At 62.7% G+C, this 14,606-nt stretch carries 13 protein-coding genes; 10 read left to right on the top strand and 3 right to left on the bottom strand.

Going from position 1 to position 14,606, the window contains the following annotated elements:
• Positions 1-8: 8 nt before the first annotated feature.
• Both AC1D3C_RS08630 and AC1D3C_RS08625 read left to right on the top strand, forming a co-directional pair.
• Positions 9-416, top strand: a complete 408-nt coding sequence (locus AC1D3C_RS08630; protein WP_477482588.1) for a VOC family protein — start codon at positions 9-11, stop codon at positions 414-416.
• A 120-nt stretch (positions 417-536) separates the two neighbouring features.
• Positions 537-2,051: a helicase HerA domain-containing protein gene (locus tag AC1D3C_RS08625; protein ID WP_477482587.1), complete on the top strand. Its 1,515-nt coding sequence runs from the start codon at positions 537-539 to the stop codon at positions 2,049-2,051.
• Between the two features lie 4 nt (positions 2,052-2,055).
• On the opposite strand, the gene AC1D3C_RS08620 is transcribed toward AC1D3C_RS08625, so the two are convergent.
• Entirely contained in the window at positions 2,056-2,301 is a 246-nt protein-coding gene (locus AC1D3C_RS08620; RefSeq protein WP_038542449.1) for a DUF982 domain-containing protein, read from the bottom strand.
• 298 nt (positions 2,302-2,599) lie between these two features.
• On the opposite strand from AC1D3C_RS08620, the gene rpsD reads away from it, so the two are divergent.
• Complete coding sequence (gene rpsD / locus AC1D3C_RS08615) at positions 2,600-3,217, top strand: 30S ribosomal protein S4 (RefSeq protein WP_038542451.1); 618 nt, start codon at positions 2,600-2,602, stop codon at positions 3,215-3,217.
• Positions 3,218-3,318: 101 nt separating this feature from the next.
• On the opposite strand, the gene sthA is transcribed toward rpsD, so the two are convergent.
• Positions 3,319-4,806, bottom strand: coding sequence for a Si-specific NAD(P)(+) transhydrogenase (gene sthA, locus AC1D3C_RS08610; protein ID WP_038542454.1), 1,488 nt, complete (start codon positions 4,804-4,806; stop codon positions 3,319-3,321).
• Positions 4,807-5,023: 217 nt separating this feature from the next.
• Between sthA and AC1D3C_RS08605 the strand changes: the two genes are divergently transcribed.
• The 7 genes from AC1D3C_RS08605 (at position 5,024) to AC1D3C_RS08575 (ending at position 13,692) form a co-directional block, all read left to right on the top strand.
• Positions 5,024-5,764 (top strand): FadR/GntR family transcriptional regulator, encoded by a 741-nt coding sequence (locus tag AC1D3C_RS08605; RefSeq protein WP_477482586.1) that lies wholly within the window; start codon positions 5,024-5,026, stop codon positions 5,762-5,764.
• Between the two features lie 89 nt (positions 5,765-5,853).
• Positions 5,854-7,359, top strand: coding sequence for an ABC transporter substrate-binding protein (locus AC1D3C_RS08600; RefSeq protein WP_477482689.1), 1,506 nt, complete (start codon positions 5,854-5,856; stop codon positions 7,357-7,359).
• Positions 7,360-7,444: 85 nt separating this feature from the next.
• Positions 7,445-8,392: an ABC transporter permease gene (locus tag AC1D3C_RS08595; protein ID WP_477482585.1), complete on the top strand. Its 948-nt coding sequence runs from the start codon at positions 7,445-7,447 to the stop codon at positions 8,390-8,392.
• Positions 8,389-9,264 (top strand): ABC transporter permease, encoded by an 876-nt coding sequence (locus AC1D3C_RS08590; RefSeq protein ID WP_046601392.1) that lies wholly within the window; start codon positions 8,389-8,391, stop codon positions 9,262-9,264. Before AC1D3C_RS08595 ends, AC1D3C_RS08590 begins: the two co-directional genes overlap by 4 nt.
• Before the next feature lie 37 nt (positions 9,265-9,301).
• Positions 9,302-11,086 (top strand): gamma-glutamyltransferase family protein, encoded by a 1,785-nt coding sequence (locus tag AC1D3C_RS08585; protein WP_477482584.1) that lies wholly within the window; start codon positions 9,302-9,304, stop codon positions 11,084-11,086.
• A 3-nt stretch (positions 11,087-11,089) separates the two neighbouring features.
• On the top strand, positions 11,090-11,854 hold the full coding sequence (locus AC1D3C_RS08580; RefSeq protein ID WP_477482583.1) for a DUF1028 domain-containing protein: 765 nt from the start codon (positions 11,090-11,092) through the stop codon (positions 11,852-11,854).
• A 26-nt stretch (positions 11,855-11,880) separates the two neighbouring features.
• The gene (locus tag AC1D3C_RS08575; RefSeq protein ID WP_477482688.1) at positions 11,881-13,692 is read left to right on the top strand and encodes an ABC transporter ATP-binding protein; all 1,812 of its coding nucleotides are present in this window, start codon (positions 11,881-11,883) and stop codon (positions 13,690-13,692) included.
• Positions 13,693-13,802: 110 nt separating this feature from the next.
• Here AC1D3C_RS08575 and radC read toward each other — a convergent pair whose 3' ends face one another.
• Positions 13,803-14,606: a RadC family protein gene (gene radC, locus AC1D3C_RS08570; protein ID WP_038586259.1), complete on the bottom strand. Its 804-nt coding sequence runs from the start codon at positions 14,604-14,606 to the stop codon at positions 13,803-13,805.

The raw sequence follows: 14,606 nt of genomic DNA, 5'->3' as shown, positions 1-14,606 counted from the left end.
AGAACCCGATGTCTGGTCCAGTGAAATCCGTCCGGCCCTTCCTGATGTTCCAGGGCGGCACCTGCGAGGAGGCGATCACCTTCTATACGTCAGTGCTGCCGGCAGGCAGGATCAACGACATCAGGCGTTACGGCCCGGGCGAGGCGGGGCCGGAAGGCAGCGTGTTTCGCGCCACCTTCGAGGTCGCGGGCCAGCAGGTGGTCTGCATCGACAGCCCGGTAAAGCATGTCTTCGATTTCACGCCGTCCTTTTCCTTTTTTGTGGAATGCGAGGCCGAAGAGGAGCTCACGCGGCTGGCCGAAGCTCTGAGCGAGGGCGGGATGTTCCTGATGCCCACCGACAATTACGGGTTCAGCCGGAAATTTTGCTGGCTTCAGGATCGTTTCGGCATTTCTTGGCAGCTCAATTTCGAGTAGCTCCTAAAGGCCTGTGCATTTTCGATCTTGCCCGGCGAAACGAATCCCGATCTCTGTTAGAGTTCCGGAGTCGCGGCTTCCAACGGTCACCGCGAAGAGACAGTTTACGGGGTAAGTGCATTGCAGGTCGGCATCGATATGGGAATTGTGTCCGGGGGCGATCCGGCCAAGCTCGATATCGAGGAGCTTCTGGCGACCCGTCTGCTCGTGCAGGGAAATTCCGGCTCCGGCAAGTCGCATCTCCTGCGCCGCCTTCTGGAACAGTCCGCGCCTTGGGTGCAGCAGGTGGTGATCGATCCGGAAGGCGATTTCGTCACGCTCTCTGAAAAATTCGGCCATGTCGTGGTCGATGGCGAGCGCAGCGAAGCCGAGCTTGCCGGCATCGCCAACCGCATCCGCAAGAATCGCGTCTCCTGCGTCCTGACGCTCGAAGGCCTCGATCTCGAAGAACAGATGCGCGCCGCCGCCGCCTTCCTCAACGGCATGTTCGATGCCGATCGCGAATACTGGTATCCGGTTCTGGTCGTGGTCGACGAAGCGCAGATGTTTGCGCCATCGGTCGGCGGCGATGTGTCGGAAGACGCCAGAAAGCTTTCGCTCGGTGCAATGACCAACCTGATGTGCCGTGGCCGAAAACGTGGCCTTGCCGGCGTCATCGCGACCCAGCGGCTGGCAAAGCTCGCCAAGAACGTCGCGGCCGAAGCCTCGAACTTCCTGATGGGCCGCACCTTCCTCGATATCGACATGGCCCGCGCCGCCGATCTGCTCGGCATGGATCGCCGCCAGGCGGAAATGTTTCGCGATCTGAAACGTGGCAATTTCGTCGCCCTTGGCCCGGCTCTGTCGCGCCGGCCGTTGCCGATCGTCATCGGTACGGTCGAGACCTCGGCACGCTCTTCGAGCCCCAAGCTGATGCCGCTGCCGGATGCGCCGCAGGATGTTGAGGACCTGATCTTCACGCCGGATCCGGAAGAATTTTCCCGGCCGATGGTCCGCCGCGCCCCGCCGGCGCCGCGGCCGACGACGGATATCCTGGCCGAACTGTCGCGCTCGACGCCATCAGCGGTGGCGGCACCGCAGGAGCCGCGTGTCGCCCAGCCGGAATTGTCCGCCGAAGAGCGCGAAGAACGGTTGTCCGCCGTCCTGTCCGAAATTCTCGACGATCCGCAATCCGCCTACCGGACGGATTCCGTCCTATATCAGGATTTTCTGGTACGCGCCCGGATGCGGCGCCTGCCGGGTCCGCCGCTCTCGCTCGGTGAATTCCGCCGCCGCACGGCAATCACCCGTTCCGGCGTCGACGTGGAAACCGCTTCCGGCGAGGCCTGGGGGACAGCGCTGTCGCTGTCATCAGCCGTTTCGGATGACCTGCAGGGCGTTTTCCTGCTGATGGCGAAGGCGGCGATATCAGGCGAACCATGCCCGTCGGATGCACGGATCGCCCGGGCCTACGGCACCCACTCGGCGCGTCGCGCCCGTCGCCTGCTCGGTTATTTCGAGGAACAGGGGCTGATCGTCGTGCATGCGGACTTTTCGGGCAAACGCATCGTTGCCTTCCCGGATCTGCAGACGGAGACCGCGCCCGGCAGCGCCGATGCGCCGGATGAGGGCGAGGCGAGGGCCGCTGCCGAATAAGCCGTCAGTGGATGTGAAAATGCGCTTCCACCGCTGCGGCGATAAAGGCGCGCCGGGCTTCCGAGGGCCTCGACTTTCCCTTCAGTGCTTCGTCGCAAACCTGTTCCGCCAGATGATGCTGACTGCCGTGATAGTCCGGCCAGAAGCGGTCGAGGACTGTTTTTGCCTCGCGTACCGTCTTGACGGTGCGGACCATGCCGGTTTCGGGATTCTCGATCCTGATCGGGCTGTTCCAGAGTTTCGATTTCATGACACGACACCTCCTTTCCTTAAGATGGTACGAACCCCCTGTTCCGTCAAAAAAGCCTACGGACAGCCTTGCCGAAAGGTTAAGAGACCGGTGCAGTTGACATTCCTGTGACATCCGCCTAAACACCGCGCCAACGCCGGGCCGAAAGACCCGGTGTTTCACTGACATGTCCCGTGGTTTTCTCCGAACGCTTTCGTGAGAGACCTGTCAGAGCTCTTAAATCAGGGCTCAGAGGAGGGCGTGTTTCCTTGATCCGGCTTGGCAGCAAGTCGGTGTAACCGTTTGATAAGGAAATACGATGAGCAAGCGCGAATCGTCCAAATACAAGATCGACCGCCGTATGGGCGAAAACATCTGGGGTCGTCCGAAGTCCCCGGTGAACCGCCGCGAATACGGCCCGGGCCAGCACGGCCAGCGCCGCAAGGGCAAGCTTTCCGACTTCGGCGTGCAGCTGCGCGCCAAGCAGAAGCTCAAGGGCTATTACGGCGACCTGCGCGAAAAGCAGTTCCGCTCGATCTATGACGAAGCCAACCGCCGCAAGGGCGACACTTCGGAAAACCTGATCGGTCTGCTCGAATCGCGCCTCGACGCGATCGTCTACCGCGCCAAGTTCGTTCCGACGGTCTTTGCTGCCCGCCAGTTCGTCAACCATGGCCACGTCACCGTCAACGGCGTTCGCGTCAACATCGGTTCCTACCGTTGCAAGGCCGGCGACGTCATCGAAGTCCGCCAGAAGTCGAAGCAGATGGTTACGGTTCTCGAAGCCGTTTCGCTCGCTGAACGCGACGTTCCGGACTATATCGAAGCCGACCACAACAAGATGGTTGCCACCTTCGCCCGCGTTCCGGGCCTGAGCGACGTTCCTTACGCCGTTATCATGGAACCGCAGCTGGTCGTCGAATTCTACTCGCGTTGATGAATTGCCCTTCGGGGGCGGTTCCGCGACACCAAAGAAAAGCCGCCTTTCGGGGCGGCTTTTTTTTCGTTTGATCGGACGGCTTGGCGAGAATTACCGCCTCACTTGGAGGCGGATTTTTTCTTCTCGCTGGCAGGTTCCGTGGTGGTCGCGGTCGTGTCCGTGGACTGGGAGGTTGCGACCGGTGCTTCCTTCGGGCCTTCGCCCATGCGGTTCCAGGCGTCGAGGCCGGCAATCTTGTAGGCTTCGGCGAGCGTCGGATAGTTGAACGTATTCTCGACGAAATATTCGACCGTGCCCTTGAGGTTCAGAACCGCCTGGCCGATGTGGACGAGTTCAGTCGCCCCTTCGCCGACGATGTGGACGCCGAGCAGGCGCCGGGTCTTCAGCGAGAAGATCAGCTTTAGGAGGCCGGTATCGAGGCCCATGATGTGGCCGCGCGAGGTCTCGCGGAAGCGGGCGATGCCGCATTCGTAGGGAATGCCGCGCTCCTTCATTTCCTCTTCGGTGAGGCCGCAGGTGGAGATTTCCGGCACGGCGTAGATGCCGTAGGGGAAATATTTCTGCGGTTCCTTGGCGATTGCGCCGACGGCGACGCGCGCCGCGACGCGGCCCTGTTCCATCGAGGTCGAGGCGAGGCTCGGAAACCCAACGACGTCGCCGGCGGCGTAGATGTTGGGAACGGAGGTCTCGAAGGTTTCGGGATTGACCTTGAGGCGGCCGCGGCTGTCGGCCTCGAGGCCGGCTGCGGCGAGGTTCAGTGTGTCGGTGGCGCCCATGCGGCCGGCGGCGAACAGCACCATGTCGGTAATGATCTGGCGGCCGCTGTCCACGTGCACCATAACCTTGCCGTCCGGCAGCCGTTCCACCTTGTCCGCCTTCTGGCCGAGCAGCAGCTTCATGTTGCGGTCGCGCAGTTGGTAGGTGAAGTCTTCGACGATTTCCTTGTCGATGAAGTCGAGCATGGTCGATTTCGGATCGATGACGGTGACGGCGGTATCGAGGGCACTGAAGATTGTCGCATATTCGATGCCGATAACGCCGGCGCCGATGACCACCATCGAACGGGGGAGTTGCTCGATTTCGAGCAGCTCGTCGCTGTCGAGAACCGTCTTGCCGTCGAAGGGCATGTAGTCGGGACGGAAGGGTTTGGTGCCCACCGCGAGCAGGATCGACTTGCCCATGACGTGCATGACGTCGCCGTCGTCCTTGGCGATTGCCATCGTGTCGGGCGTGACGAAAGTCGCCTTGCCACGGATGCTCTGGACGCGGTTGCGGGCAAACTGGTGTTCCAGCACCTCGACCTCGTGGTCGAGCGTGATCAGCAGGCGACGACGCAGATCCTCGGCGCTGATTTCCTGCTTGACCCGGTAAGCCTTGCCGTAGAAGCCGCGCTCGCGCCAGCCGGACAGGTTGAGCGCCGTTTCGCGCAGCGTCTTCGACGGGATCGTGCCCGTATGGACCGATACGCCTCCGACCCTCTTGCCCTGTTCGACGACCAAAACCTTCTTGTCGAGCTTGGCTGCCTGGATGGCCGCGCGGCGACCGGCCGGTCCGCTGCCGACGACGATGAGGTCGTATTGGTTCATGGGATGCTCCGCTCCGAATCTGACGGCTGCCGCAATGCGGCAGCACTCACGAATCCCTTTGTAGCCGCCTATTCTAAAGTTTTGATTGCGGCCCGTCCAAGCCTTGATTTCAATCTGTATGCATCAATTTTGTGCACTGCAAGAATTGCCGAAAAATTAACTTGACGGAGGTCAGGAAATGCCGTCCATTCGGACCAATCAGAAATTGGTACGATAAATGGTACAGGATAAAGCCGGCGAGGCTCATGACAATTCGAGCTATGCGCTGGATCGCCTGAGGGAGCTTTTAAGGGCGGGGGAATTCGGTTCTGAGGGCCGCCTGCCGACCGAACGGGCTTTGACCGATATGCTCGGCATTAGCCGGCGCGCGGTGCGACGTGCACTCGAGGTGCTCGAATCCGAAGGCCTCATCTGGCGCCGTCAGGGCTCAGGCACCTTTATCGGCGAAAGGCCGAGTGAGTGGAGCAACCACGTGGGCGCAATCGTCGCCGGCACGGACTTCATGGAGATCATGGAAGTCCGTCTGAGGATCGAACCGCAGCTCGCCCAACTCGCGGCCATGCGTGCCAAGCCGGCGGATATCGTCAAGATGCAAGAGATCGCCTTGAAGATCATCGAGAGCAGCGATGCCGACGCCCGCGAACTGTGGGATGGAACGCTACACCGGCTGATCGCCCAGAGCGCCGGCAACCAGCTTTTCCTGTCGATCTTCGACGTCATCAATCGTGTCCGCCAGGACGAGGCATGGCGGGCGATCCGCGAGCGCGCCCGTTCGAGCGGCGACGCGGTCAACATCTCGTTTGCGCAGCACAAGACCATCATCGAGGCGATTGCCGCGCGTGATCCGGTGCAGGCAGGGGAGGCGATGCGCGAACACCTGCTGATGCTTCAGGAGCGGCTCATCCGCGCGACGTCCCTTGGCTCCGTGGAACAGGGATCGCTCAGCGAAGCAAGCTGAATGGCCGCCATGCGGCCCACCACCAGAAGCCGGAAACCGGCCAAGACTAAAAACAGGAACCTAAAAACAAGAGAGGAATGTTCATCATGATGCGACTTACCAAGCTTACGACCGCGCTGCTGGCCGGCGCGCTTTTCGCCTTTCCGGCGCTTGCGGTCGATTTGCGCATCGGGCTGCAGGACGATGCCGACGTTCTCGATCCGGCCCAGTCCCGCACCTTCGTCGGCCGTATCGTCTATACCGCCCTGTGCGACAAGCTGGTCGACGTTTCGCCTGACCTGAAGATCGTTCCCCAACTCGCCACCGAGTGGAAATGGTCCGCCGACGGCAAGGAACTGACGATGAAGATCCGCGAGGGCGTCAAGTTCCATGACGACACCCCGCTCGATGCCGCCGCCGTGGTTGCCACCATTGAACGTAATATGACCCTGCCGGAATCTCGCCGCAAGAGCGAACTGACGTCCGTCGCCAAGGTCGAGGCATCTGGTCCGCTGGAAGTCAAGTTCACGCTGAAGGCTCCCGACGTGACGCTGCTCGCCCAGCTCTCCGACCGCGCCGGCATGATCGTCTCGCCGACCGCCGCCAAGGCGCTCGGCGCCAATTTCGGCTCCAAGCCTGTCTGCGCCGGTCCGTTCAAGTTTGTCGAGCGCGTCCAGCAGGACCGCATCGTGCTCGAAAAATTCAAGGATTACTGGAACAAGGACAAGATCTTCGTCGACAAGGTCACATACCTGCCGATCCCGGATACGACCGTGCGCCTTGCCAACCTGCAATCGGGTGACCTCGACTTCATCGAGCGTCTGGCTCCGACCGACGTTACCGCCGTCAAGGGCAATTCGGGCCTAAAATACGACGCGACCGTCAACATCGGTTATATGGCGCTTTACGCCAATATCGCCAACGGTCCGCGCGCCGACAACCCGTTCGGCAAGGACAAGCGCCTGCGCCAGGCCTTCTCGCTGGCGATCGACCGCGACGCCATGAATCAGATCGTTTATGAAGGCACCGCCGTTGGCGGCAATCAGCCGTTCCCGCCGAATAGCCCGTGGTTCAACAAGGCAATCCCGGTTCCCGCCCGCGATGTCGCCAAGGCCAAGGCTCTGATCAAGGCCGCCGGTTTCGACCGTGTCCCGGTCGAGCTGCAGATTCCGAACAACCCGGTTGCCCAGCAGATGATGCAAATCCTGCAGTCGATGGTCGCCGAAGCCGGCTTCGACGTCAGCCTGAAGTCGACCGAGTTCGCGACGCTGCTCGAAGAGCAGACCCGCGGCAATTTTCAGCTCAGCCGCTCCGACTGGTCCGGCCGTGTCGATCCGGATGGCAATATCCATCAGTTCATCACCTGCAAGGGCGGCATCAACGACGTGAAATACTGCAACCCGGACGTCGACAAGCTGCTCTATGAAGCGCGCGCCTCGACCGACGACGCGGTCCGCAAGCAGAAATACGATGCTGCGGGCGTGATCCTCAACGAAGACATGCCGGTCATCTATCTCGGTCATCAGTCGTGGATCTGGGCTTACAAGAAGAACGTCACGGGTTTCGTGCCCAATCCTGACGGCATGATCCGCCTGCAAGGCGTCAAGAAGGGCTAAGCCTCCCGTGCCGCGTGGGGAGTGGACCCATGCGGCACTTTTCCGCATCGCTTCGTAACAATGTTGCTCAACGGGGGACGGCGTCATGCCTGTCTACATCGGAAAGCGTCTGCTGGTCGCCATACCGACCTTGCTGATCATCTCCATTTTTGTCTTTTCACTGCAGAAATTGCTGCCCGGCGATCCCATTCTGGCGATGGCCGGCGAGGAGCGCGATCCGGCGGTCATCGAATTCCTGCGCGACAAATACCGGCTGAACGATCCGGTCGTGATGCAATATTTCTATTGGCTCGGCGGTGTGCTGACCGGCGACTTCGGCATTTCGCTGCGCACCAACCAGCCTGTCCTGGAACTGATCCTTCAGAAGCTGCCGGTGACGATCCAGCTTGCCGTGATGGCGATGTTCTTCGCCATGCTGATCGGCATTCCGATCGGTATCTTGGCAGCGGTCAAGAAGAACACCTTCATCGACTACATCGCCAATGTGCTGGCGCTGACGGGCCTGTCGATCCCGAACTTCTGGCTGGGTATCATGCTCATCCTGCTGATCTCGGTGCAGCTCGGCTGGCTGCCGGCCTCCGGCTTCGAGTCGATCTTCGTCGATCCTGTCCGGTCCCTGCAGACCATGATCATGCCGGCCTTCGTGCTCGGCAATGCGCTCGCCGCAACCCTGATGCGCCATACCCGCTCGGCGATGATCGGCGTGCTCAGCGCCGATTATATCCGCACCGCCCGCGCTAAGGGCCTGTCGCCGCGGGAGGTCATTCTGAGCCACAGTTTCCGCAATGCGCTGCTGCCGGTGGTGACCCTGTCGGCGCTGCTGTTCGGGGAACTGCTCGCCGGCGCGGTGCTGACCGAGCAGATCTTCACCATTCCCGGCTTCGGCAAGCTCATCGTCGACGCCGTCTTCAACCGCGACTATGCGGTCGTGCAGGGCGTCGTGCTGTGCACGGCGGTCGGCTTCATCCTGATGAACCTTTTCGCCGACGTTCTTTACGTCCTGCTCAATCCGCGTCTGAGGGCCACCCTATGACCACGATCGACCAAGCGCCGCCGGTTGCGGCGGCCAAGCGCGACAGGAGCCGCGCCTGGCGCAAGATGAAGAAGAACCGGAGCGCGCTCGTCGGCGCCGTCTTCGTCCTGTTCTTCGCAATCCTCGCGGCCAGCGCGCCGATCCTGCCGATCATCGATCCCGTCGCGACGAGCTGGACGGCGATCCGCAAGGCGCCTTCGGCCATGCACTGGCTCGGCACCGACGATCTCGGCCGCGACATCCTGTCCCGCATGATCTGGGGGGCCCGGGCGTCGCTGATGGCCGGGGTGTTCTCCGTCGTCATCGCGGTCGGCATCGGCGTGCCCTTCGGCCTCGTCTCCGGTTATTTCGGCGGCTGGGTGGATATGGTGATCTCGCGCATCACCGAAGCGCTGCTCGCCATGCCCTTCCTGATCATGGCGATCGCGCTCGCCGCATTCCTGGGCCCGAGCCTGATGAATGCGATGATCGCCATCGGCCTGTCCGCCATGCCGATCTTCGTGCGGCTGACCCGCGGTCAGGTCCTGGCGGTCAAGACCGAGGATTATGTCGAAGGCGCACGCGCCGTTGGCCTGAACCACTTTGAAATCATGACTCGCTACATCCTGCCCAACGTCTTTGCCCCGATCATCGTCCAGGCGACGCTGACGATCGCAACCGCGATCATCGCCGAGGCGAGCCTTTCCTTCCTCGGCCTCGGCCAGCAGCCGCCGGCCCCGTCCTGGGGCTCGATGCTGAACGTCGCCAAGAACTTCCTGAGCCAGGCGCCCTGGATGGCGATGTGGCCGGGTGCGGCGATCTTCCTCGTCGTGATTGGTTTCAATCTCCTGGGCGATGGCCTGCGCGATGCGCTGGATCCCCGCGAAGCATGATGATCGCGCGAAGCGTGATGTGAAAGGACCTATACCCATGACTGAATTCACCACACGGCCCGAAATCCTCGGCACGTTCGGGGTGGTCACCTCGACCCACTGGATCGCCTCGGCCGTCGGCATGGCGATCCTCGAAAAGGGCGGCAATGCCTTCGATGCAGCCGTTGCAACCGGCTTCGTGCTGCAGATCGTCGAGCCGCATCTCTGCGGCCCGGGCGGCGACATGCCGGCCGTCTTCTATTCGAAGAAAAAGGACAAGGTCGAAGTCATCTGCGCCCAGGGGCCGGCGCCGGCTGGCGCCACCATCGAGCATTACGCGTCGGAAGGCCTGAAGCTGATCCCCGGCGACGGCCTGCTCGCGACCGTCATCCCCGGCGCCTTCGACGGCTGGATGCTGATGCTGCGCGACTACGGCACGATGAGCGTGCGCGACGTGCTCGAGCCGGCGATCTATTACGCCGAACAGGGCCACCCGATGCTTGCCCGCGTTTCCGCCACCATCAAGGGGCTTGCTGGCTTCTTCGAGACCGAGTGGTCGACGTCCTACGCGACCTGGCTTCCGGGCGGCGTGGCTCCCGAAGCGCAGAGCAATTTCAAGAACCCGGTTCTCGCCGAAACTTGGAAGCGCCTCATCGGCGAGGCCGAAGCCAAGACCGGCCGCGAAAACCAGATCGAGGCCGCCCGCGACGCCTTTTACCGCGGCTTCGTGGCCGAGGCGATCGACCGTTATGTCTCGACGGCCGAAGTCATGGATGCGAGCGGCGCCCGCCACAAGGGCGTGCTGACCGCCGACGATATGGCCAACTGGCGGGCGACCGTCGAGGCGCCGCAGACCTATGATTATCACAACTGGACCGTTGCCAAGACGCCGGCCTGGGGGCAGGGGCCTGTGCTTCTGCAGTCGCTGGCGCTGCTGAAGGGCTTTGACCTCTCGGCGATGGATCCGGCCGGACCGGATTTCGTGCATATTGTCGTCGAGGCCATGAAGCTCGCCTTCGCCGACCGCGAAGTCTATTACGGCGACCCGAATTTCGCGCAGATCCCGACCGAATATCTCCTGTCGGAAGGCTACAATGCCGAGCGCCGCAAGCTGATCGGCAGCCAGGCCTCGCTCGAATTGCGGCCGGGCCGCGTACCCGGCTACGACCACCAGTTCGACCTCACCATGGGCATGCTGGCGGAAGTGAGCGGCAAGGGCGCGGTCTACGAGCCGACCATGTCGCATCTCACGGAGAAGCGCGGCGACACGGTCCATATCGACGTCATCGACCGCTGGGGCAACATGGTCTCGACCACGCCGTCGGGCGGCTGGCTGCAGTCCTCGCCGATCGTGCCGGGCCTCGGTTTCGCCCTGAACTCCCGCGCCCAGATGTTCTGGCTGAAACCCGGCCTGCCGACCTCGCTGGAACCGGGAAAACGTCCGCGCACGACGCTCACTCCGTCGCTGGCCCTGCATGAGGGCCGTCCGACTTTGGTGTTCGGCACGCCCGGCGGCGACCAGCAGGATCAATGGCAGTTGCCGTTCTTCCTGCGATACGTCCACCACAAGCCGAACCTGCAGGCGGCGATCGACATGCCGCTGTTCCACACCACACATTTTCCCGGCTCCTTCTATCCGCGCACCAGCCAGCCGGGACACATCATGGTGGAGAGCAATATCGGTGCCGACGTGCTCACCGAACTGCGCAGCCGCGGCCACCAGATCACGGTGGCGGATCCCTGGAGTGTCGGCCGCCTGACCGCAGCCCGCCGCGACGCCGACGGATTGCTGCGGGCGGCGGCAACGCCGCGGCTGATGCAGGCCTATGCGGTCGGGAGATAAGTCATGACGTGGTCGATCGTCGCACGGGACCCCGCGACGGGTCATTTCGGCATCGCCGTCGCCAGCCGCTTCTTCGCGGTCGGCGCCGCGGTCCCGCATATCAAGGGCAGGGTAGGCGCCGTTGCTACCCAGGCCTTCGTCAGCCCGCTCTACGGCACGGATGGACTGAAGCTTCTGGAAGAGGGCAAGAGCCCGCAGGAGATCATCGAGGTGCTAACGGCGCGCGATGACGGCCGGCGCCAGCGCCAGTTCCACCTGATTGACGCCAACGGCCGCAACGCCGCCTATACCGGCGAAATCTGCGTCGACTGGGCCGGCCATCTGGTCGACGACAACGTCTCCGTCGCCGGCAACATGCTCGCCGGGCCGCAGGTGATCGCTGAGACGCTTAGGGTCTACAGGCAAAAGGCGGACGAAGGCGCGCCGCTCGCCGAGCGCGTGCTCGCCGCCATGGATGCAGGCGAGGCCGCCGGCGGCGACAAGCGCGGCAAGCAGTCTGCCGCCATGGTCCTCTATCGCGACCAGGATTACCCGTGGCTGCGCATCAATGCCGACGATCACGCCGATCCGCTCGGCGAACTGCGGCGGCTCTATGCGGTGGCGCAGGAACGGTTCCTGCATGTCGCCGAAACCATGCCGACCCGCGAAAATCCGCACGGCATGATCGACCGCCGGGTCATCGACCAGAAGATCGCCGAGCTGGAAGCGGTCCGCGAGGCGGAAGGCCGCGCCTCGGCCTCCTTTGCCACCCCGTGGAAGCCCCAATGACGGAAGCCCTGAAGACGGAAGCCCCAATGACCGAGACACCTGTTCTTTCCGTCAGGAACCTGACGACATCCTTCCTCGTCGACGGCGAATGGAAAAGCGTCGTCCGCGACGTCTCCTTCGATGTGCATCCGGGCGAGACGGTCGCGATCGTCGGGGAAAGCGGCTCCGGCAAGAGCGTTACCTCGCTGTCGATCATGCGGCTGCTCGCGGCCAACACGAGCAAGATCGAGGGCAGCATCCTGCTCTCCGGGCGGGATCTCCTGTCGATCTCCGAAAAGGAGATGCGGGGCGTGCGCGGCAACGACGCCTCGATGATTTTCCAGGAGCCGATGACTTCGCTCAACCCGATCTTCACGATCGGGCGGCAGATTTCGGAAGTGCTGACGCGCCATAAGGGACTGTCGAAGTCGCAGGCGCGCGCCGAAACCGTGCGGCTGCTCGAAAAGGTCCGCATCCCGAACGCAGGCGCACGGTTCGACGACTACCCGCACCAGTTTTCCGGCGGCATGCGCCAGCGCGTCATGATCGCCATGGCCTTGGCCTCGAAACCGAGGCTGCTGATCGCCGACGAACCGACTACCGCGCTCGATGTCACCATCCAGGGGCAGATCCTCGACCTGATCAAGGTGCTGCAGGAGGAGGAGGGCATGTCGGTGCTCTTCATCACCCATGACATGGGTGTGGTCGCCGAGATCGCCGACCGCACCATCGTCATGTATCGGGGCGAGGCGGTCGAAAGCGGTCCGACCGAAGAGATCTTCCATCGCGGCAAGCACCCGTATACGCGGGCGCTTCTCTCCGCCGTCCCGCGGCTCGGCTCGATGCAGGACCGCAAATGGCCCACCCGTTTCCCGGTCGTCGACATCGCGACAGGCGAGACCGCCGAGCCCAAGGAAGTCGCCGGCACGGTCGACACCCGGAAAACTCCGGTTCTGGCGGTGAAGAACCTCGTCACCCGCTTCGCGGTCCGCTCCGGCCTGTTCGCGACGCAGACGGGTTCCGTCCATGCGGTCGAGAATATTTCCTTCGATCTCTTCCAGGGCGAGACATTGTCACTGGTCGGTGAATCCGGCTGCGGCAAGTCGACGACCGGCCGCTCGATCATGCGGCTGATCGAGCCCACCAGCGGCGACGTGGCGCTCGACGGCTACGATGTCCTGCGCCTCGATCAGACGGGGCTGCGCGACATGCGCAAGACCATCCAGATGATCTTCCAGGATCCGTTCTCGTCGCTCAACCCGCGCATGACGGTCGGCGCTGCGATTTCCGAACCCTTCGTCAAGCATAAGCTCGGCAATGCGAAGGACGCCAAGGAAAAGACCGCCGACCTGCTCCGCAAGGTGGGGCTGTCGCCTGATATGGCGCGCCGCTATCCGCACGAGTTTTCGGGCGGTCAGCGCCAGCGCATCGCCATTGCCCGCGCCCTGTCGCTTGATCCGAAGGTGATCGTCGCCGACGAAAGCGTCTCGGCGCTCGACGTCTCGATCAAGGCGCAGGTCTGCAACCTGCTCCTCGACCTGCAGCAGAGCCTCAATCTCGCCTTCCTTTTCATCAGCCATGACATGGCGGTGGTCGAACGGGTGAGCCATCGGGTGGCGGTCATGTATCTCGGCGAGATCGTCGAGATCGGCCCGCGCGCCGCGGTCTTCGATAATCCGCAGCATCCTTATACGAAAAAGCTGATGGCAGCCGTCCCGGTGCCGGACCCGGCCCGCCGCGGCATCCGCCGGGGCATTTCCAACGACGAGCTGAAGAGCCCTGTCCGTCCGATGGGTTTCCAGCCGCCGGCGCGCCAGTATCGCGAGGTTTCCGAAGGCCACATGGTGCAGGTGGCGTGACGTAACGATCTGCAACGAAAGATGCTTTTTCGGTAAACTGCCAGCGCTCGATCCCTAGGGCGCCGAGATCGGAAAAGGCATGCGGGTCCTCTTCACCCCCACGCCAAAACTCAGATCAGCCTCAGCCCCTTCAGGCTGACATGGCCGTCCTTGCCGATGATGATGTGGTCGTGCACCGTGATACCCAAGGGTTTTGCGGTGTCGACGATCGTCTTCGTCATGTCGATATCGGCACGGGAAGGAGTGGGGTCGCCGCTCGGGTGGTTGTGGACGAGGATGATTGCAGTCGCTGACAGTTCGAGCGCCCGGCGCACGACTTCGCGCGGATAGACCGGGGTGTGATCAACGGTACCGTGGCCCTGCACCTCGTCGGCGATCAGCGCGTTGCGCTTGTCGAGAAAAAGGATGCGGAACTGTTCGCGGGGCTCGTAGGCCATGACCGCATGGCAATAGTCGATCACGGAAGACCAGGACGACAGGACCTGCTTGCCGCGCAGTTCGCTTTTCAGCATCCGCTGCCCGACGGTCGCAACGAGCTTCAGGTCGAGCGCCACCGCCTCTCCGACGCCCTTGATCTCCTGCAGCAATCCGAGCGGCGCGCCGAGAACTCCGGCAAGCGTTCCAAAGCGGGCGATCAGCGCCTTGGCAAGCGGTTTGGTATCCCGGCGGGGGATCGATCGGAACAGCAGGAGTTCGAGGATCTCGTAGTCCGCAAGCCCCGTATCGCCATGTTCGCGATATTTGGTTTTGAGGCGTTCGCGGTGGCCATGGTAATGCGCCGCCGGCTCGTCGTCCTCGGCAAGTGCCGGCTTCTTGATGGCTTTTGGTTTTGTCAGCTGTTCGGCGAAAAAGCCGCGCTCGTCCTCGACGAAGGACGCCTGTTCGTCCGGCGGAGGAGCGGAGCGGTTGGCCAT

The sequence above is a fragment of the Neorhizobium sp. P1_A6 genome, from assembly GCF_056406795.1.
This window is presented reverse-complemented; position numbering and strand designations above follow the sequence as displayed.

Bases quoted from the DNA above. Each gene is read 5' to 3' on its own strand.
- sthA (WP_038542454.1), bottom strand. From the start codon at position 4,806: ATGAACCAATACGACCTCATCGTCGTCGGCAGCGGACCGGCCGGTCGC.
- AC1D3C_RS08600 (WP_477482689.1), top strand. From the start codon at position 5,854: ATGCGACTTACCAAGCTTACGACCGCGCTGCTGGCCGGCGCGCTTTTC.
- AC1D3C_RS08630 (WP_477482588.1), top strand. From the start codon at position 9: ATGTCTGGTCCAGTGAAATCCGTCCGGCCCTTCCTGATGTTCCAGGGC.
- AC1D3C_RS08580 (WP_477482583.1), top strand. From the start codon at position 11,090: ATGACGTGGTCGATCGTCGCACGGGACCCCGCGACGGGTCATTTCGGC.
- AC1D3C_RS08620 (WP_038542449.1), bottom strand. From the start codon at position 2,301: ATGAAATCGAAACTCTGGAACAGCCCGATCAGGATCGAGAATCCCGAA.
- rpsD (WP_038542451.1), top strand. From the start codon at position 2,600: ATGAGCAAGCGCGAATCGTCCAAATACAAGATCGACCGCCGTATGGGC.
- AC1D3C_RS08585 (WP_477482584.1), top strand. From the start codon at position 9,302: ATGACTGAATTCACCACACGGCCCGAAATCCTCGGCACGTTCGGGGTG.
- AC1D3C_RS08595 (WP_477482585.1), top strand. From the start codon at position 7,445: ATGCCTGTCTACATCGGAAAGCGTCTGCTGGTCGCCATACCGACCTTG.
- AC1D3C_RS08575 (WP_477482688.1), top strand. From the start codon at position 11,881: ATGACCGAGACACCTGTTCTTTCCGTCAGGAACCTGACGACATCCTTC.
- AC1D3C_RS08605 (WP_477482586.1), top strand. From the start codon at position 5,024: ATGGTACAGGATAAAGCCGGCGAGGCTCATGACAATTCGAGCTATGCG.
- AC1D3C_RS08590 (WP_046601392.1), top strand. From the start codon at position 8,389: ATGACCACGATCGACCAAGCGCCGCCGGTTGCGGCGGCCAAGCGCGAC.
- radC (WP_038586259.1), bottom strand. From the start codon at position 14,606: ATGGCCAACCGCTCCGCTCCTCCGCCGGACGAACAGGCGTCCTTCGTC.